Origin of the sequence: Rhizobium sp. Rhizsp42 (assembly GCF_047304155.1) — a bacterium.
Lineage (GTDB): Bacteria > Pseudomonadota > Alphaproteobacteria > Rhizobiales > Rhizobiaceae > Rhizobium.
Genome location: NZ_JBGLYS010000061.1, coordinates 1 through 17153, shown reverse-complemented (window position 1 = coordinate 17153; position 17153 = coordinate 1). Strand labels below are relative to the sequence as shown.

Below are 17153 nucleotides of genomic sequence, written 5' to 3'. Positions count from 1 at the left end.
GCGGGGAAAAGGGCAGGTCGGTTCGCCATAGAGCTGCCGCGGTCGCGTATTTTGCAACGGCTCCCAACGGGGAGAAGTGCCGGAGCGTAGCGAGGCGATGAGGGGGCCACTGGCGCACACGTTGCGACGCCACAGGCGCAAACGTCGCGGCCACCCCCCACAAACTAAATCCCCACAGCCCCCTTGATCAGCGCCTTGGCATCCGCGCTATCCCAGGCCGCCGGGCCGTTCATCGCCGAGATCAGGCAGCCCTTGTCGTCGATCAGCAACGTCACCGGCAAGCCGAACGCCAGCCCCTGCTTCTTCAGCCCGTTGAACACGGCGATCGTGTCGTCGCGGTAGAGCTTCAGCGCATCGACGCCCGTCTCCGATAAAAACGTCTTCGGCTTCTCGTCGTCGCCGGTGTCGATGTTGACGGGCACCACCTGGAACTTGTCGCTGCCGAGCTCCTTCTCCAGCGCGTTCAAGGCCGGCATTTCCTCGCGGCAGGGCACGCACCATGTCGCCCAGAGATTGAAGAGCACCGTCTTGCCGGCGAAATGGTCGAGCGTCATCGGCTTGCCGTCGGCATCCTTGAAGGCGATCGATGTCATCCGGACCGGCTGTTCGGGCGCGACCATGGCGGCCACCTCTCCCTTCAGGAAGGGCTTGATGCGGGTCGCGATCTCCTTCGTGGCCTTGCATTCGCCCGCCGCCATATCGGCGCCGCCATTGCCAGACCCCGTCTCCTTAATGTAAACCGCTGCCGCACCGGCAATAATGCCTGCGACGACCGCGATCCCGATCAGTTTCAGGGATGGCAGGCGCAAGGGCGTTCTTGTTGTCATTTCATTCTCCCGGACACGCGTTCTTCAAGGCAGGCATCTTTCATGGCCGACAGCACGGACACCAAATCCTCCAACCAGATGTGGGGCGGACGTTTCGCTTCCGGCCCAGATGCGATCATGGAGGAGATAAATGCCTCGATCGGTTTCGACAAGAAGCTGTTTGCGCAGGATATTCGCGGATCGATCGCCCACGCCACCATGCTCGCCCACCAGGCTATCATTTCGGCCGATGATAAGGACAAGATCGTCGAAGGGCTAAACACGATCCTGTCAGAGATCGAGAGCGGCAACTTCGAATTCTCCCGCAAGCTGGAAGACATTCACATGAATGTCGAGGCACGCCTGGCCACCCTGATCGGCCCGGCCGCCGGCCGCCTGCACACCGCCCGCTCGCGCAACGACCAGGTGGCGCTCGATTTCCGCCTCTGGGTGAAGGAAGAGCTGCAGAAGACCGAACAGCTGCTGACCAGCCTGATCGCGGCCTTTCTCGACCGCGCCGAAGAGCATGCCGATACCGTCATGCCCGGCTTCACGCACCTGCAGACCGCCCAGCCCGTCACCTTCGGCCATCACTGCATGGCCTATGTCGAGATGTTCGGCCGCGACCGCTCGCGCGTGCGCCACGCCATCGAGCATCTCGACGAGAGCCCGATCGGCTCGGCAGCCCTTGCCGGCACCGGCTATCCGATCGACCGCCACATGACGGCCAAGGCACTCGGCTTCCGCGAGCCGACCCGCAATTCGATCGACACCGTTTCCGACCGCGACTTCGCCATCGAGTTCCTGGCGCTGGCCGCGATCTGCGCCATGCACCTGTCGCGTCTGGCCGAAGAGATCGTCATCTGGTCGACGCCGCAATTCGGCTTCGTGCGCCTGTCGGATGCCTTCTCCACCGGCTCCTCGATCATGCCGCAGAAGAAGAACCCCGACGCCGCCGAACTGGTGCGCGCCAAGACCGGCCGCATCAACGGTTCGCTGATCGCGCTGCTGACCATCATGAAGGGCCTGCCGCTCGCCTATTCCAAGGACATGCAGGAAGACAAGGAACAGGTCTTCGATGCCGCGGAAAGCCTGGAACTGGCGATCGCCGCGATGACCGGCATGGTCCGCGACCTGACCATCAACACCGAGCGCATGAAGGCTGCCGCCGGCACCGGTTATTCGACCGCGACGGACCTCGCCGACTGGCTGGTACGCGAGGCGGGCCTGCCCTTCCGCGACGCCCACCATGTGACCGGCCGCGCCGTGGCGCTCGCCGAAAGCAAGGGCTGCGATCTCTCCGACCTGTCGCTCGCCGATCTTCAGGCGATCAACGCCGCCATTACCGACAAGGTCTACGACGTATTGACCGTCGAGGCCTCGGTTGCCAGCCGCAAGAGCTTCGGCGGCACGGCGCCTTCGGAAGTCAGAAAGCAGATCGCCTACTGGCGCGCCCGCAACTGATCGCGAAAAGGGCGGAGCGCGACCCGCTTCGCCCCTTCGATTTCGCAAAGCGCGAGACCTCAACAATCAGGGTGCACAAGGCGGATAAACTTCGCTATGAAGGTGTCCACCCGTGCCGCTTCCCAAGAGGAATTCCATGCAGACCAGCTTCCCGCAGATCATCCGCCTGACGGTCGTTTTCGCCGTGATCGGCCTTGCCGTCGCCGGATGCGGGCGCAAGGGCGACCTCGATCCGCCAAGCGTGCAGGCAACGAAGGAGGGCGACTCGTCCAAACCGACGCAGCAGCCCGGTGTCAAGGACCGCCACTTCTTCCTCGATCCTCTTCTGTAACAGGCGACTAAAGTGAACCATTTCGAGTATCGCGACGGCATCCTCTACGCCGAGAACGTTCCCGTTCCCGAGATTGCCAAGGCCGTCGGCACGCCCTTCTACGTCTATTCCACGGCAACGCTCGAGCGCCACTACAAGGTCTTCTCGCAGGCCTTCAGCGATGTCGACTCGATGGTCTGCTACGCCATGAAGGCCAATTCGAACCAGGCCGTCCTGAAGACGCTCGGCAATCTCGGCGCCGGCATCGATGTCGTCTCCGAAGGCGAGCTGCGCCGCGCTCTGGCAGCCGGCATCCCGGCCAACCGCATCATGTTCTCCGGCGTCGGCAAGACCGCGCATGAGATGGACTATGCGCTTGAGGCCGGCATCTACTGCTTCAACGTCGAATCCGAGCCTGAGCTTGAGATCCTCAACCAGCGCGCCGTCAAGGCCGGCAAGAAGGCGCCCGTCTCCTTCCGCATCAATCCCGATGTCGACGCCCGCACGCACGCCAAGATCTCGACCGGCAAGAAGGAAAACAAGTTCGGCATCTCCTGGGAACGCGCCCGCGCCGTCTACGCCCGCGCAGCCACCTTGCCCGGCATCGAAGCCACAGGCATCGACATGCACATCGGCAGCCAGATCACCGAGCTGCAGCCCTTCGACGACGCCTTCAAGCTGCTGCGCGAGCTGGTCAGCACGCTGCGTGCCGACGGCCACGACATCCACCATGTCGATATCGGCGGCGGCCTCGGCATTCCCTACAAGGACGACAACAACCCGCCGCCATTGCCCGACGCCTATGCCGCGATCGTCAAGAACCAGCTGCGCGAACTCGGCTGCAAGATCGTCATGGAGCCCGGCCGTCTGATCGTCGGCAATGCCGGCATCCTGGTGACCGAGGTGCTCTACGTGAAGGACGGCGGCGAGAAGACCTTCGTTATCGTCGATGGCGCCATGAACGACCTCATCCGCCCGACGCTCTACGAGGCCTATCACGAGATCCGCCCCGTGGTGATCTCGGCCGCCAACGCGCCGCGCATCAAGGCCGATGTCGTCGGCCCCGTTTGCGAGACCGGTGACTACCTGGCGCTCGACCGCGAAATGGCGATGCCGAAATCGGGCGACCTTTTCGCCGTCAGCTCCGCCGGAGCCTATGGCGCGGTACAGGCCGGCACGTATAACAGCCGCCTGCTGGTGCCGGAAGTGCTGGTCAAGGGCAGCGATTTCCACGTCATCCGCCCGCGCCGGACCTATGAAGAGCTGATCGCGCTCGACAGCGTCCCCGCCTGGCTCGACTGATCAACGGCAATCACTTTTTGGCGAAGACGCCGGAAAAACCGGCATTGACCGGCCCCTGCCCTCGTCTTCGCCACAAAGAGTGTTATCCTTTCCGCATACCAACTTGCCCGGTCGCCGCCGCGCAAGCCCTCTCTGCCCTTTAACGCCAGGCCCCTAACGCCAGATCGCGGAGACCGGATTGAAGAACAGCACCAAGAGCGAAAAGAAAGGTGCCTTTGCCCTGAAGCCGTCGCTCGCGCGGCTGGTGGCGGCAAAGCGCCTGACCGCCCAATGCGTGTTGCTGTTCGAGCAGGTGCTGCCTCTCACCCTGCCTATCCTGTCGGTCGTAGCGCTCTATCTGGCAGCATCTTGGTTCGGCGTCTTCCGCATCGTTCCTGATTGGCTGCGCATTGTGCTGCTAGCAGGTTTCGGCCTTGGGCTGCTGGCGACGCTCTATCCCTTCCGCAAGCTGCATTGGCCGGGTTCGGCCGCCGCCGACCGGCTGCTGGAAGAGCGCAACGGCCTGCCGCATCAGCCGGTCGCCGTGCAGGAAGACGAGCCGGCCTTCGACACGCCCTTCGCCCGCGCGCTCTGGCGCGAACACCAGACCCGCATGGCCGAGAAGATCGCCTCGCTGGACGCCGGCTTCCCGCAGCCCGATATCGCCTCGCACGACCGCTGGGCGCTGCGCGCCATCCCGGCCCTCCTGATCGTCGTCGCCTTCGGCTATTCGCTGTCGACGAACGGCGGGTCGATCAGCGACGCGTTGCAGCCGCGCCCGCAGGCGCAGGCGACCGACCCGGCGGTGCGCATCGACGCCTGGATCACCCCGCCCGCCTATACCGGCCGCGCCCCCGTCTATCTCACCGCGACCGGCAGCGAGCAGGGCGCGATCAAGATCCCGCAATCGTCGAACCTCACCGTGCGCGTCTCGGGCGGCAAGGCCGACGAGAAGGTGGTCTTCGCCCGCGAGGACGGCCAGCGCATCGAGATCGCCGCTGCTGAAAACCCTGCCGCCACGCCGAACGCCCCCGCTTCGGCGACACCTGCTCCGGCAACGGCCGAGGGTCAGCAGCCTGCAGCGGCAACGCCCCAGCAGCAGACCGCCTCCACGCATCTGATGAAGCTCGAGGAAAACGGCACGCTTGAAGTCAACGGCCGCAAATGGGCCTTCGACGTCATCCCCGACAAGGCGCCCGAGATCGCCTTCAACGGCCTGCCGAAACCGACGGTCAACGGCGCGCTCGAGATCGGCTACACGATCAAGGACGACTACGGCGTCCAGGAAGCCACCGCCGAAATCGTGCCTGTCGAGACGGACACGAGCGCCACGCCCCTCTATCCGCTGCCCGAATACAAGCTCGACATTCCGCGCCGCAACGCCCGCGACGCCAAGGGCGTGGCCAGCAAGAACCTCACCGAGCATCCGCTCGCGGGCAAGCGCGTACGCATCACGCTGATCGCCAAGGACGCCGCCGGCCAGACGGGCCGCAGCCCGCCGCACGAGATGACGCTGCCCGCCCGCCCCTTCAGCGAGCCGCTCGCAGCCGCCGTCGCCGAACAGCGCCAGACCTTCGCGCTCGACACCCGCAAGATGCCGGAAGCGATCGCGCTCAACGAGGCGCTGACGCTGCGCCCGGAAGAGACGATCCCCAATCTCACCAATTACCTGCTGATCGAATCCGCCCGCCAGCGCATGAAGCTCGCCAAGGGCGACGAGGCGCTGAAGGACACCGCCGACTATCTCTGGGACATCGCTATCGGCATGGAGGACGGCAACCTCTCTGAGGCCGAGCGCAACCTGCGCAACGCCCAGCAGAACCTCGCCGACGCCCTGCAGCGCAACGCGCCCGACGCCGAGGTCAAGAAGCTCATGGACGAGCTGCGCAAGGCGATGCAGGACTACATGAAGGAGCTGGCACAGCGCATGCAGAATGCGCCGATGCAGCCCAACCAGAACGCCCAGAACGTCATCCGCCAGCAGGATCTGGAGCGGATGATGGACCAGATCGAAAATCTCGCCCGCTCCGGCAACCGCGACGCCGCCCAGCAGATGCTGTCGGAGCTGCAGCGGATGATGAACAACATGCAGGCCGGTCGCCCGCAGCGCGGCCAACAGCAGCAGGGCCAGGACAACAGCCAGATGCGCCAGCAGATGGACAAGCTCGGCCAGATCCTGCGCGACCAGCAGAAGCTGATGGAAGAGACTTTCAAGCTCGACCAGCAGCTGAAGGATCGCATGCAGCGCGGCGACCCCAACAACATGAACCCCGACCTGGGGATGAACGACCCGCTTCTGAACGACATGCCGATGGACAATGACGGCATGCCGCAGGACCAGCAGCAACAACAGGGCCAGCAAGGGCAGAACCAGCAGGGCCAGCAGCAACAGGGTCAGCAAGGCCAGCAGGGCCAGAACCCCTCTGACGAGATGACCGCCGAACAGCTGCGCGAGGCGCTGAAGCAGCTGCGCGAGCGTCAGGACCAGCTCGGCAAGCAGCTCGGCGAAATGCAAAAGAGCCTCGGCGACATGGGCATGAAGCCCGGCCAGGGATTCGGCCAGGCGCAGCGCGAGATGGAAGGCGCCGGCCGCGAGCTCGGCCAGGGCCGCGGCGAGCCGGCCATCCAGGGCCAGGGCCGCGCGCTGGAGGCACTACGCCAGGGCGCCCGCGACATGATGAACCAGATGATGCAGGCGCAGCAGGGCCAGCAAGGCCAGGGTCAAGGGCCGCAGGGCCAGGTCGGCCAGGGCAACCAGAACGGCCGCGATCCGCTCGGCCGCCCGCGCCGCGCCGACGGCCCCGACTTCGGCGATCAGGTGAAGGTGCCCGACGAGATCGACGTGCAGCGCGCCCGCGAAATCCTCGATGCCATCAGAGAAAAGCTGGGCAACAACCCTTCACAGGAGATGGAACGGCGCTATCTTGAACGCCTGCTCGATATTCAATAAGACGCAGGATATATTCTTGATTTCAAACCTGCCCCGAACAGCGGCTTTTCACCCGTATGGGGCTATTCCAAAACCGCGGAAGCTTCGTAATGTCGCGGCGGCAGGCGACGAACGATAGCGATTCGATGGCAATTCTCTTCAAGACGGTAATCGACGAAAACACGGCATTCGAGATGATCGGCAGTGCCCTGTCCGAGCACGGCAACGACTATGACGGCTATCTGAACGTCGTCGCCGACGAAGGTGAGCAGACGCTGACCTGGGGCCCGAACATGCATGCCGAGCAGTTCCAGGCCGAAATGACCGAGATCTTTCGCGCCACCTGGGACATCTGCCCTTTCTGGGTGGTCTATGAACGCCGTGACGATCGCAAGGATCCCGACGCCAACGATATCCGCAACGCCGCCTTCCGGCTGACGCGCGCCTATGACGGCGTGCTCGTCGTCACCCTCAGCCTGCTCGACAAGCGCGACCATGCCGAAGACATCGAACTGATCTTCGTCTGCTTCAAGGAAGACCCGCAGCGCCGGAATTTTCGCGTGCGCTTCGAAGGCAAGTTCATTCAGCCGCAGAACTGAAAAAGCCGGCGAGGACGCCGGCTTTGAATGGCTTTACCGAGCTGTCTCAGGCCGCCAGAGCGCGCGCGACCGCCTTGCGGATATCGGGAAGCGCGAATGGCTTCGACACGACATCGACGATCTTCTCAGCGAGGTCATCGGCGCGTTCGCGCTGTTCGGCATAGCCGGTCATCAGAAGGATCTTCAGCGCCGGAAAGGCCGACTTCGCCTGATGGGCGAGCTCGATGCCGTCCATCACGGGCATGCGGATATCCGACAGCAGCAGGTCGTAACCGCCGATGTTGAGCTTCTCCAGCCCTTCCGCACCGTCAGCCGCCTCTTCGGTCTCATGACCGTCGAGGCGCAAAGCGCGGGCTACGAAAGAACGCAGGGAATCTTCGTCTTCCGTAATCAGAATTCTTGCCATGGTGTGCATTGCTCCGTTTCATGCCCTACCCGCAAATCACACGACTTTCCTTTGCGAGTGGTAAACGGCCGAAGGCAATGATCCGGGCGATGGACGGGATGGTTAACAACCCGTCTTGAAATGAGGCATCCAAGCATGTCGCGCAAAAGTGTGCAGCGGTTTTGCGGCAACGACATGCGACAAGAAAAAGAGGTGACTACGCGTCGCCCGTCACCACGCCGACGAAGGGGAGCTCGCGGAAGGCATAGGCCACGTCCATGCCGTAGCCGACGACGAAATAGTCGGGGCATTCGAAGCCGACATAATCCGCTTCCAGCTTTTCCTTGCGCTTCACGCTCTTGTCGAGCAGCACGGCGATAGTGACGTTGCGGGCGCCGCGCTCATAGAGCAGTTCCTTGGCGAACTTCAGCGTGCGGCCGGATTCGAGAATGTCGTCGATCAGGAGAACGTCACGGTCCTTCACCTCGCTGTCGATATCCTTGACGATCCTGACACCCTGCGAAACCGTGCCGGTGCCGTAGCTCGACAGCGTGATGAACTCGACCTCGGGCGCAAGCCCGCTGTCGTGCAGCGCGCGGATAAGGTCGGCCGCGAAAATGAACGAGCCCTTGAGGACGGCGATGACGAGCAGGTCCTTGGTCGGTCCCTTCGCGATCTCCCGGGCGATGGCATGATTGCGCTCGGCAATCATCTCGGCCGTGAAAAGAGGATCGATATTCTTACCGCGCACCACAGGCATGAAGGCTTGCTCCCTGAAAACAAGCACAAGCCGTTACCACAAACCGCGCGGCGAAACACCCCATAAAGCATGTCGCGCAAAAGTGTGACGCGGTTTTGCGCTGCTGACATGCGCTAGAGCAGAGATCTAAAGCGCGAAGAGCGAATCCGTAGGATCGCGACACGCTTTAGGGCATAAAGGAGAGCCGAACCTCGGGCGTTTTTCCACCGGGATACTGTATCCTGGAGGAGAAGCCACGGCTCTGGCCGCCATAGATCACGTCGGTGGGCGCATTGATCACCACGCTGGCGACCAGTTTTTCGTCGGCGTAGAGGTTGGCCCGGATCGGCCGCACCATCTGCGTCGTGCCGCTGACATTGTCGATAATGCCGTTGATAAGCAGCACCCGCATGCCATTGGCATCGCGCGGCGTCGCCGTCACGTGGGTGAAGTGCAGCGGATCGGTATCGACAGCCGCATTGGATGCAGACAGACCGGAGAACCCGCCGGAGAGACCGAAGACGAGGACGCAAAGCGCCACCACAAGCACGGAGAAATGCTTGAGCGAGGCCTGCTGCAGCCACGCCTCGGCCACTTGGACGAAGGATGATGCCTGAACCGGCGCTGCTCGCTCTGGACGCGGCGACGGACGAGTGCCGGCACTACGGCTGTTGTCGTTAAAGCTGCGGCCCTTGAAGCTGCGATCGTTGAAGTCAGGCGCGCGTTGCTTGCCGATGACGACGAACTCGGCGTCAGCGATATCGGCGGGACGGCTTTGCCGGTGCTCGCGCTTCACGGCATCCGGCGGCAGGAAATCATAGGCCCGCCCGGGTGCCTGGCGCTTGAACGAGGAGGATGTCATGACGACCGCCTTTCCGGTATCCACTGCTTTCACGCCCGACCTCAGAGGCGGGCATTGAAACGAATCCTCTCTACTCGTAAATTTTATTGGTTAATGCTTCGCAAAGACCGCCATCAAACAGGCGTCTTTCCGGCGAAATTTACCCGTTGTTAACGGATCTGGTTAACAAGTCATGCGGTGAAACAACAAGAAACTGAGCGGCCCGTTGATCCACTTCGAGAATGTCGGTTTGCGCTATGGAATGGGACCGGAAATCCTCCGGGACCTGACCTTCGACATCCCGAAGAAATCCTTCCAGTTCCTGACCGGCCCCTCCGGCGCCGGCAAGACCACGCTGCTTCGGCTTCTCTTCCTCTCGTTGCAGCCGACACGCGGGCTGATCCGCATGTTCGGCCGCGACATCACCGATATACCCCGCACCGAACTGCCGCTGCTGCGCCGCCGCGTCGGCATCATCTTCCAGGAATTCCGCCTGCTCGACCATCTCACCACCTATGAGAACGTGGCGCTGCCGCTGCGCGTGCGCGGCAAGGATGAGAGCTCCTACAAGACCGACGTGCTGGAACTCCTCAAATGGGTCGGCCTCGGCGAGCGCATCAACGTGCTGCCCCCGGTGCTTTCGGGCGGCGAGAAGCAGCGCGCCGCGATCGCCCGCGCCCTCATCGACCGCCCCGAGATCCTGCTTGCCGACGAGCCGACCGCCAACGTCGATCCGCCGATGGCGCGCCGCCTGCTGAACCTTTTCCTCGAACTCAACCGCCTCGGAACCGCCGTCGTGATCGCCACCCACGATCTGACGCTGATGGACCAGGTGGACGCCCGCCGGATGATCCTCTCGGAAGGGCACCTCGACATCCATGACTGAGCCAACCGCCCGCCCCGCAACGCCTGCAGCCTCCAAGGGTCAGAAACGCCCGGAGATGAAGGTGCGCCCGACCGCGCCGATCCTGCCGTCCGCCAATATCCAAGGCAACGCGCTGATGGTCGTGATCGCGATCATGGCCTTTCTCGCCTGCCTGACGCTCGGCGGCGTCTCCATGGTGCGCTCGACGGCGGCAAGCTGGGAAAGCCAGATCTCCCGCGAGATTACCATCCAGATCAAGCCCGACGACGGGCTCGACATGGACAAGGCGCTGAATGACGCCCGCCGCATCGCGCTCACCTTCGTCGGCACCAAGGACGGCCAGATCGTCGACGAGGCCGCCACCGCGCGCCTGCTCGAACCCTGGCTCGGCACCGGCCTCGACATCAAGGAACTGCCCGTCCCCCGCCTCGTCATCATCACCATCGACGAAAGCAACCCGCCCGATTTCGACGCGATGCGCGCGATGCTGAAGGAAAGCATTCCGCAATCCTCGCTCGACGATCACCGCACCTGGGTCGACCGCCTCGTCTCGATGGCGCATACGACGGTCATGATCGGCACCGGTGTGCTGCTGCTGGTTTTCTCCGCCATGGTGCTGACCGTGGTCTTCGCCACCCGTGGCGCATTGTCCGGCAACAGGCACATCGTCGAAGTCCTGCACTTCGTCGGCGCCGAAAGCTCCTTCGTCGCCAACGAGTTCCAGAAGCATTTCCTGAAGATCAGCCTCAAGGGCTCGGCGGTCGGCTCAGCACTCGCCGCCCTCTTCTTCGTGTGCGCCGGCTTTTTGCAGAGCCGCACGCTTGCCACCCCGCAGACCGACCAGGCGACAGCATTGTTCGGCACCTTCTCGGTCGGCGCGCTCGGCTATGCCGGCATCTTCGCGACGATGATCGTCATCGCCCTCCTGACCACCTTCACTGCCCGGCTAACGGTCATGCGCACCATCTACGAAATCGACACGCTGCGCTCCGATCCCACTCGCGCCGACGGCCTTCCGAATTAAGATTACGGGCTGCATTTTGCCATGAAAGCGTCTGTTCGCCGCCCTAATCTGCGTATATTTTTTGATTCATGAGCATGAGCCGCATGTCGCACGACCCGATTCGCCCGAAAACGGAGCTTTCCCGCTCCGAGAGCGAGCCCGCGCGCCGTGGCCCCGTGCGCCGCATGCTGCGCTGGGGCGGCGTTGCCTTCGTGCTCGCTATCGCCCTGGTCTTCGGCGGCTTTCTGTTCTTCGCGGATTCGGTCACGACCCTGAAGCCGCCGCTCGATCCGCATGCGGACGCCATCGTCGTACTGACAGGCGGCTACCAGCGCATCGACCAGGCCGTGGAGCTCCTGCAGAAGGGCGCCGGCAAGCGCCTGCTGATCTCGGGCGTGCACCCGACCACCACCCGCAACCAGATCCGCAAGATGACACAGGCAGCGCCCGATCTCTTCGATTGCTGCGTCGACATCGGCTACGACGCGCTCGACACGATCGGCAATGCCGAGGAAGCGACCAACTGGATCCACGCCAAGGGCTACAAGAGCGTGCTTGTTGTCACCAACAACTACCACATGCCGCGCAGCCTCGCCGAACTCGCCTATGTCGATCCCGAAACCCAGTTCGTGCCCTATCCCGTGGTCAACACCGATCTGAAGAACAGCAACTGGTTCACCGATCCCAATGCCATGCGCGTCATGCTGGCCGAATACGGCAAGCTGCTCTTTGCCGGCGCCCGCAACCTGACCGGCCTCTTCCGCCACCCGGGCCTGCGCTCGGCCGAAGGCGACACCTGAGCCGATCAGCGCTTTTTATGGCGGAGAATATCGTGTAGGACGGCTGTGCCGCCCGTCTGGCGGATTTAGGCCTCGGGAAACTTCATGATCGCCCTGCGTTCCGTTCTCTTCAACACGATCTTCTACGCCAACCTCATCCTCAGGATGATCGTGTTCTCGCCCTATTACTTCCTGGCGCCGCGCCGGAGCGCCTATCGCATCCCGAAAAACTGGGCGCTCTCCAATCACTGGCTGATGGAAAAGATCGTCGGCACCACCTTCGAGATCGAAGGCCTGGAGAACCTGCCCGAGGGCGGCTACATCCTGGCGCCCAAGCACCAGTCCTTCTGGGACACGTATGCGCTGCTCCCCTGGCTCAAGGATCCGGTCTACATCCTGAAACGCGAACTCATGTGGATCCCGCTCTTCGGCTGGTACGCCAAGAAGCAGCGGATGATCCCGATCAATCGCGGCGCCCGCGGCAAGGTCATGGTCGAGGCGCTGCGCCGCACCAAGGAAGAGCTCGCCACCGGCCGCCAGCTGATCATCTATCCCGAGGGAACCCGCCGCCCGCCGGGCGCCGAGCCGGTCTACAAATACGGCATCGCCCGCATGTATCGCGACCTGCAGCTGCCTGTTGTCCCTGTCGCCATGCAGCCCGGCCTCTTCTGGCCGCGCCGCTCGACCATGCGCTATCCCGGCCACTACAAGGTCCGCATCCTGAAGCCGATCGAGCCCGGCATGGACCCGGACGCCTTCTTCGCGCATCTGATCGAGGTCACCGAACGCGCCAGCGACGAAATCCTGATGGGCGACGCCGCGCGCAACCCCAACCTGCCGCTGCCGCCCACGGCACTCCAGCGTCTGGAGGAACTGCGCAAAGAGAACGCGGCGACGGCCGGCTAAGGCGCACAACGCCTTGGCCTACGCCGCGCTAAGCCGCCCGCAGCCGCTCCACCTCGTCGACCACGTCTTCCAGCCAGTGGTCGCGGATGCCCATCTCTTTGAGATGCGCAAGCGTGTTGAAAACATAGGCGTCGTTCGGCCCGGACTTTCCCTGCGCCTGATGCACGATGCGTGCAGCCGCTATCGTATCCAGTGAGCCGGCATATTGCGTGTGGTCGCGATCGACGACGTAGGCGACGCCCTTGACCCCGCGCCCGCCTGCAAGCTGCAGCGGAACCTGACGCTCCAGATAAACGTTGGTCACCAGTTCGCGTTCTCTGAGATAGGTAATGACCTCGTCCCAATCCTCACCCGCGACGCGAAACGCCATGCCGCGGCACGATCCTCCGCGATCGAGCCCCAGCACCAGCCCCGGATTTTGCTCGGTGCCCCGATGCACCCACGAGCGAACGCAGAGAGATCGCCGATAGCCATGAATAAGCGCTTGTGACCGTTCAACAAACGCGAAGCCCGGATTCCACATCAGCGATCCGTAGCCAAACACCCAAAATTCGTCCATATCCCAAGCCAGACCGAGATTCTAATTTGCGGACAACCATTGGAGAACATCATGGCAGCGTCAAGCCAATCCCGTAGCGGCAGGAAATTCTGGTTGCTGGGGGCAGGCATCGTTCTCGTGGTCGCACTCTATACCGGCGGCTGGTTCTATGCCGCCTCGACGCTGAAGAGCACCGTTCTGACGGCGATCGGCCCCGGCAACAAGGCCGGCGTATCAGGCGAATGCACAGATATCGACTTCCGCGGCTTCCCCTTCCGCATCGGCCTCTTCTGCTCGAAGGTCGATGTCGACGACAACGTCAACGGCGTATCGGCAAGCTTCGGCGCCCTGCGCTCGGCAGCCCAGGTCTACGCCCCCGGCCATATCGTCTGGGAACTTGATTCGCCCGCCGAAATCCGCACCGCGCATGGCCTCTCCGTCAACGCCGAGTGGACGAACCTGCAGTCGAGCCTCGTCACCAAGCTCAAGGGCATCGACCACTCCTCGACCATCATCGACGGCCTGAAGGCGACTGCCGTCTCCTCCGCCACCGGCCAGACCATCAACTTCGACGCCGCCCATACCGAGCTGCACCTGCGCCAGAACGGCGCCGACCTCGACGGCGCGATCTCGCTGACCGACGCTCAGGCCGTCATCAAGGATTGGCCGCAGGTCTTGCCCAAACTCTCGACGAGCGCCGATGTGACGCTGCAGGGCAAGGCCGGCATGATCGACGGCAGCGACGAGAAGGGCCTCTATGGCGCCAGCGGCGAGCTCCGCAAGGCGGTGGCCGACATGGGCAATGGCAAGGTGATGACGCTGTCAGGCCCCTTCTCCTTCGACGAGGAGGGCTATCTGACCGCCCAGTTCAAGCTGCAAATCGAGGATGTGAATGCCTGGCGCGACAGCATCAAGCAGGGCTTCCCCGATATCGCCAAGACCGTCGATACCGCCGCCAAGCTCCTGAAGGCTATGGCCGGCGCCGGCGGAAACGTCTCCGTCGACCTCGTCGTCCAGCGCGGCAACGCCACCGTCAGCGGCTTCATCCCGCTCGGCCAGATCCCGCCGATTTGAGGTTTATGCTGGGTGCGCAGTGCTATGCGGCATGAAGGTACGCGGCACGCTCCTCACACTCCCTCATTCCTGTGCTTGTCACAGGAATCCAGCGACGCGCGTCCGCGCGGCGAAGAGAGTCTACTGCGATCAAGGACTTGATCGCGCTGGATCCCGGCACAAGGCCGGGATGAGGGTGGAAATGGTGGTGCCTGCCGCCCCAAAAGAGAGCGTTGCGGAGAGCGGTAATTTCGCCCCAAGGACGCGCCGCCTCGGACCTCACCCCTTCTTATCAAGCGTATGCGGCCGCCCGAAGTCGGGCGCATCAACATCCTGGCCAGCCTCGATGATCGAGCGGCGGATGGCGCGCGTGCGGGTGAAGAGGTCGAAGATCTTGTCGCCTTCGCCCCAGCGGATCGCCCGCTGCAGATAGGCGAGGTCTTCGGAAAACCGCGCCAGCATCTCGAGGATCGCATCCTTGTTGTGCAGGCACACATCCCGCCACATGGTGGGGTCGGAGGCCGCAAGACGCGTGAAATCGCGGAAGCCGGAGGCGGAATACTTGATCACTTCCGATTCCGTCACCGTGCCCAGATCATCGGCCGTGCCGACGATGTTGAAGGCGATCAGGTGCGGCAGGTGCGAGACGATCGCGAGCACCTTGTCGTGATGTTCAGGGTCCATCACGTCGATCTTCGAGCCCAGCGTCTCCCAGAAGCGGCTGAGCGCCTTCAGCGCCGTCTCGTCCGTGCCCTCGAGCGGCGTGAAGATGCACCAGCGGCCGGCGAACAGTCCGGGGAAGCCGGCATCCGGGCCCGACTTTTCCGTGCCCGCGAGCGGGTGGCCGGGAATGAAGTGGACATTGTCAGGCATATGCGGCTGCATCTGCGCGATGACGGATGCCTTCGTCGAGCCGACATCGGTGACGATGGCGCCCGGCTTCAGGCTACCGGCGATCTCCCTGGCAACCGCCTCCGACGCGCCGACGGGCACCGAGACGATGACGAGATCAGCGTCCTTGACCGCCTCGGCCGAAGACGTCGTGTAGTGGTCACCGAGCTCAAGCTCTTCCGCCCGCTTCAGCGTCTCGGCGCTGCGGGTGGCGATGACCACCTCTTTCGCCAGCCCCAGCCGCTTGATGTCATGCGCCAGCGACGAGCCGATCAGGCCGATGCCGATGAGCGCGATGCGATCGAACTGGACCGTCATGCTGTCCGTCCCATAAACTCGCCGAGCGCCTCGATGACGCCGCGATTGGCCTCTTCGGGACCGACGCTCATGCGCAGCGAATTCTTGAAGCCGTAGCCCTTCACCGCGCGCAGGATATAGCCGCGGCTGGTGAGGAACTCATCGGCCTCGTCGGCGCGCTTTCCGTCCACATCGGGGAAATGGATCAGCACGAAATTGGTAACCGACGGCGTGACCTTGAGCCCGATCGCCTCGAAGGCGCCGGTCAGCTTGTCGATCCACATCTGGTTGAAGGCGACGGCTTCCTGCATGAAGGACTGGTCGCGGATGGCAGCCGCACCAGCCGAGATCGCCGCCATGTTCATGTTGAAAGGACCGCGCACGCGGTTCAGCGCGTCGACGATATCGGCGGGCGCATACATCCAGCCGACGCGCAGCGCCGCCAGGCCGTAGACCTTCGAGAAGGTGCGGGTCATGACCACGTTCGGGTTCGACGACACGATCTCGATACCGGATTCATAATCGTTGCGGCGCACATACTCCGCATAGGCCGCGTCGAGCACCAGCACGACATTCTTCGGCAGGGCCGCATGCAGGCGGCGGATTTCGCTGACCGGAACATAGGTGCCCGTCGGATTGCCGGGGTTGGCGATGAACACCATCTTGGTCTTCTCGGTCACGGCGGCGATGATCGCGTCGACATCGACGGTCGCTTCCTTCTCCTTGACCGTGACGACGGTGGCGCCGGCGCCCATGATCTGGATCTTGTAGACCAGGAAGCCATGCTCGGTGATGATGGCCTCGTCGCCTGGCGCCAGATAGACATGGCAGAGCAGGCCGAGCAGCTCGTCCGAGCCGTTGCCGCAGAGAATGTTAGCCGGATTAAGCCCATGCACCGAAGCGATCGCCTCGCGCAGCTCGACAGCCTGTCCATCCGGATAGCGCTCAAGATTGTCGGCCGCCCCGCGGTATGCGGCAATCGCCTTCGGGCTGGCGCCGAGCGGCGTTTCGTTGGACGAGAGCTTGTAGACGCGCGCCACGCCCGGCGCATGTTCCTTGCCGGGCACATAGGCCGCGATATCAAGAATACCGGCACGGGGAACAGGCTTGCTCGTCTCTACGCTCATGGGATCAACCTTGGAAAAGGCCGGGGTGTCCGGCTGGAAATTGCCTTGAGGCAATAGAACGGAAATGGGGCGTTGTCGAGTGGTTGGGGGGAGATAGGGCGAGCGCCCACCACGAGTCTCTTCCCCCCAACGGGGGGAAGGTGCCGGCAGGCGGATGAGGGGGCCAGCGGCACAACATCAGACATTTTGCGGGAAGAAGACGAAAAGGTGGACCCCGAGCCCGGAGCCCCCTCATCCGACCCTTCGGGCCACCTTCTCCCCGCTGGGAGCCGTTGCAAAATACGCGACCGCGGCAGCTCTATGGCGAACCGACCTGCCCTTTTCCCCGCTCAATGCCTTG

17 protein-coding genes are annotated in these 17153 nt (G+C 63.4%); 10 read left to right on the top strand and 7 right to left on the bottom strand.

The features are described from left to right. Nucleotides 1-164 precede the first annotated feature (164 nt). Nucleotides 165-827: a thiol:disulfide interchange protein TlpA gene (gene tlpA, locus ACCD05_RS30405; RefSeq protein WP_413397306.1), complete on the bottom strand. Its 663-nt coding sequence runs from the start codon at nt 825-827 to the stop codon at nt 165-167. A gap of 42 nt (nt 828-869) precedes the next feature. On the opposite strand from tlpA, the gene argH reads away from it, so the two are divergent. From argH to ACCD05_RS30380, 5 genes are all read left to right on the top strand, one after another. After that, entirely contained in the window at nt 870-2270 is a 1401-nt protein-coding gene (gene argH / locus ACCD05_RS30400; protein WP_113011858.1) for an argininosuccinate lyase, read from the top strand. A 136-nt stretch (nt 2271-2406) separates the two neighbouring features. Next, entirely contained in the window at nt 2407-2601 is a 195-nt protein-coding gene (gene lptM, locus ACCD05_RS30395; RefSeq protein WP_018901498.1) for an LPS translocon maturation chaperone LptM, read from the top strand. Nucleotides 2602-2613: 12 nt separating this feature from the next. Continuing rightward, the gene (gene lysA, locus ACCD05_RS30390; RefSeq protein WP_018901497.1) at nt 2614-3882 is read left to right on the top strand and encodes a diaminopimelate decarboxylase; all 1269 of its coding nucleotides are present in this window, start codon (nt 2614-2616) and stop codon (nt 3880-3882) included. Nucleotides 3883-4060: 178 nt separating this feature from the next. Then, complete coding sequence (locus ACCD05_RS30385) at nt 4061-6811, top strand: TIGR02302 family protein (protein ID WP_413397303.1); 2751 nt, start codon at nt 4061-4063, stop codon at nt 6809-6811. Nucleotides 6812-6936: 125 nt separating this feature from the next. Continuing rightward, nucleotides 6937-7389 (top strand): hypothetical protein, encoded by a 453-nt coding sequence (locus tag ACCD05_RS30380; RefSeq protein ID WP_026283549.1) that lies wholly within the window; start codon nt 6937-6939, stop codon nt 7387-7389. A gap of 46 nt (nt 7390-7435) precedes the next feature. Here ACCD05_RS30380 and ACCD05_RS30375 read toward each other — a convergent pair whose 3' ends face one another. The 3 genes from ACCD05_RS30375 to ACCD05_RS30365 form a co-directional block, all read right to left on the bottom strand. Beyond that, complete coding sequence (locus tag ACCD05_RS30375; RefSeq protein ID WP_026283548.1) at nt 7436-7795, bottom strand: response regulator; 360 nt, start codon at nt 7793-7795, stop codon at nt 7436-7438. Between the two features lie 196 nt (nt 7796-7991). Then, a complete protein-coding gene (gene hpt, locus ACCD05_RS30370; RefSeq protein WP_018901493.1) occupies nt 7992-8534 on the bottom strand; it encodes a hypoxanthine phosphoribosyltransferase in 543 nt (180 codons plus the stop codon). 166 nt (nt 8535-8700) lie between these two features. Further along, complete coding sequence (locus ACCD05_RS30365) at nt 8701-9375, bottom strand: hypothetical protein (RefSeq protein WP_413397301.1); 675 nt, start codon at nt 9373-9375, stop codon at nt 8701-8703. 205 nt (nt 9376-9580) lie between these two features. On the opposite strand from ACCD05_RS30365, the gene ftsE reads away from it, so the two are divergent. From ftsE to ACCD05_RS30345, 4 genes are all read left to right on the top strand, one after another. Further along, on the top strand, nt 9581-10240 hold the full coding sequence (gene ftsE, locus ACCD05_RS30360) for a cell division ATP-binding protein FtsE (protein ID WP_018901491.1): 660 nt from the start codon (nt 9581-9583) through the stop codon (nt 10238-10240). Beyond that, nucleotides 10233-11243: a cell division protein FtsX gene (locus tag ACCD05_RS30355; RefSeq protein WP_413397299.1), complete on the top strand. Its 1011-nt coding sequence runs from the start codon at nt 10233-10235 to the stop codon at nt 11241-11243. Before ftsE ends, ACCD05_RS30355 begins: the two co-directional genes overlap by 8 nt. 83 nt (nt 11244-11326) lie before the next feature. After that, on the top strand, nt 11327-12022 hold the full coding sequence (locus ACCD05_RS30350) for a YdcF family protein (protein WP_413397297.1): 696 nt from the start codon (nt 11327-11329) through the stop codon (nt 12020-12022). Nucleotides 12023-12106: 84 nt separating this feature from the next. Continuing rightward, nucleotides 12107-12907, top strand: a complete 801-nt coding sequence (locus tag ACCD05_RS30345; RefSeq protein WP_209234376.1) for a lysophospholipid acyltransferase family protein — start codon at nt 12107-12109, stop codon at nt 12905-12907. 28 nt (nt 12908-12935) lie between these two features. Here ACCD05_RS30345 and ACCD05_RS30340 read toward each other — a convergent pair whose 3' ends face one another. Beyond that, entirely contained in the window at nt 12936-13466 is a 531-nt protein-coding gene (locus tag ACCD05_RS30340) for a gamma-glutamylcyclotransferase (RefSeq protein WP_413397295.1), read from the bottom strand. Between the two features lie 51 nt (nt 13467-13517). On the opposite strand from ACCD05_RS30340, the gene ACCD05_RS30335 reads away from it, so the two are divergent. After that, the gene (locus ACCD05_RS30335; protein WP_413397293.1) at nt 13518-14519 is read left to right on the top strand and encodes a DUF2125 domain-containing protein; all 1002 of its coding nucleotides are present in this window, start codon (nt 13518-13520) and stop codon (nt 14517-14519) included. Between the two features lie 258 nt (nt 14520-14777). Here ACCD05_RS30335 and ACCD05_RS30330 read toward each other — a convergent pair whose 3' ends face one another. After that, complete coding sequence (locus ACCD05_RS30330; RefSeq protein WP_413397291.1) at nt 14778-15707, bottom strand: prephenate/arogenate dehydrogenase family protein; 930 nt, start codon at nt 15705-15707, stop codon at nt 14778-14780. Continuing rightward, the gene (gene hisC, locus ACCD05_RS30325) at nt 15704-16813 is read right to left on the bottom strand and encodes a histidinol-phosphate transaminase (RefSeq protein WP_413397289.1); all 1110 of its coding nucleotides are present in this window, start codon (nt 16811-16813) and stop codon (nt 15704-15706) included. Before hisC ends, ACCD05_RS30330 begins: the two co-directional genes overlap by 4 nt. Nucleotides 16814-17153: the final 340 nt, after the last annotated feature.

Bases quoted from the DNA above. Each gene is read 5' to 3' on its own strand.
- tlpA (WP_413397306.1), bottom strand. From the start codon at position 827: ATGACAACAAGAACGCCCTTGCGCCTGCCATCCCTGAAACTGATCGGG.
- argH (WP_113011858.1), top strand. From the start codon at position 870: ATGGCCGACAGCACGGACACCAAATCCTCCAACCAGATGTGGGGCGGA.
- lptM (WP_018901498.1), top strand. From the start codon at position 2,407: ATGCAGACCAGCTTCCCGCAGATCATCCGCCTGACGGTCGTTTTCGCC.
- ACCD05_RS30380 (WP_026283549.1), top strand. From the start codon at position 6,937: ATGGCAATTCTCTTCAAGACGGTAATCGACGAAAACACGGCATTCGAG.
- ACCD05_RS30375 (WP_026283548.1), bottom strand. From the start codon at position 7,795: ATGGCAAGAATTCTGATTACGGAAGACGAAGATTCCCTGCGTTCTTTC.
- hpt (WP_018901493.1), bottom strand. From the start codon at position 8,534: ATGCCTGTGGTGCGCGGTAAGAATATCGATCCTCTTTTCACGGCCGAG.
- ACCD05_RS30365 (WP_413397301.1), bottom strand. From the start codon at position 9,375: ATGACATCCTCCTCGTTCAAGCGCCAGGCACCCGGGCGGGCCTATGAT.
- ACCD05_RS30355 (WP_413397299.1), top strand. From the start codon at position 10,233: ATGACTGAGCCAACCGCCCGCCCCGCAACGCCTGCAGCCTCCAAGGGT.
- ACCD05_RS30350 (WP_413397297.1), top strand. From the start codon at position 11,327: ATGTCGCACGACCCGATTCGCCCGAAAACGGAGCTTTCCCGCTCCGAG.
- ACCD05_RS30345 (WP_209234376.1), top strand. From the start codon at position 12,107: ATGATCGCCCTGCGTTCCGTTCTCTTCAACACGATCTTCTACGCCAAC.
- ACCD05_RS30340 (WP_413397295.1), bottom strand. From the start codon at position 13,466: ATGGACGAATTTTGGGTGTTTGGCTACGGATCGCTGATGTGGAATCCG.
- ACCD05_RS30335 (WP_413397293.1), top strand. From the start codon at position 13,518: ATGGCAGCGTCAAGCCAATCCCGTAGCGGCAGGAAATTCTGGTTGCTG.
- ACCD05_RS30330 (WP_413397291.1), bottom strand. From the start codon at position 15,707: ATGACGGTCCAGTTCGATCGCATCGCGCTCATCGGCATCGGCCTGATC.
- hisC (WP_413397289.1), bottom strand. From the start codon at position 16,813: ATGAGCGTAGAGACGAGCAAGCCTGTTCCCCGTGCCGGTATTCTTGAT.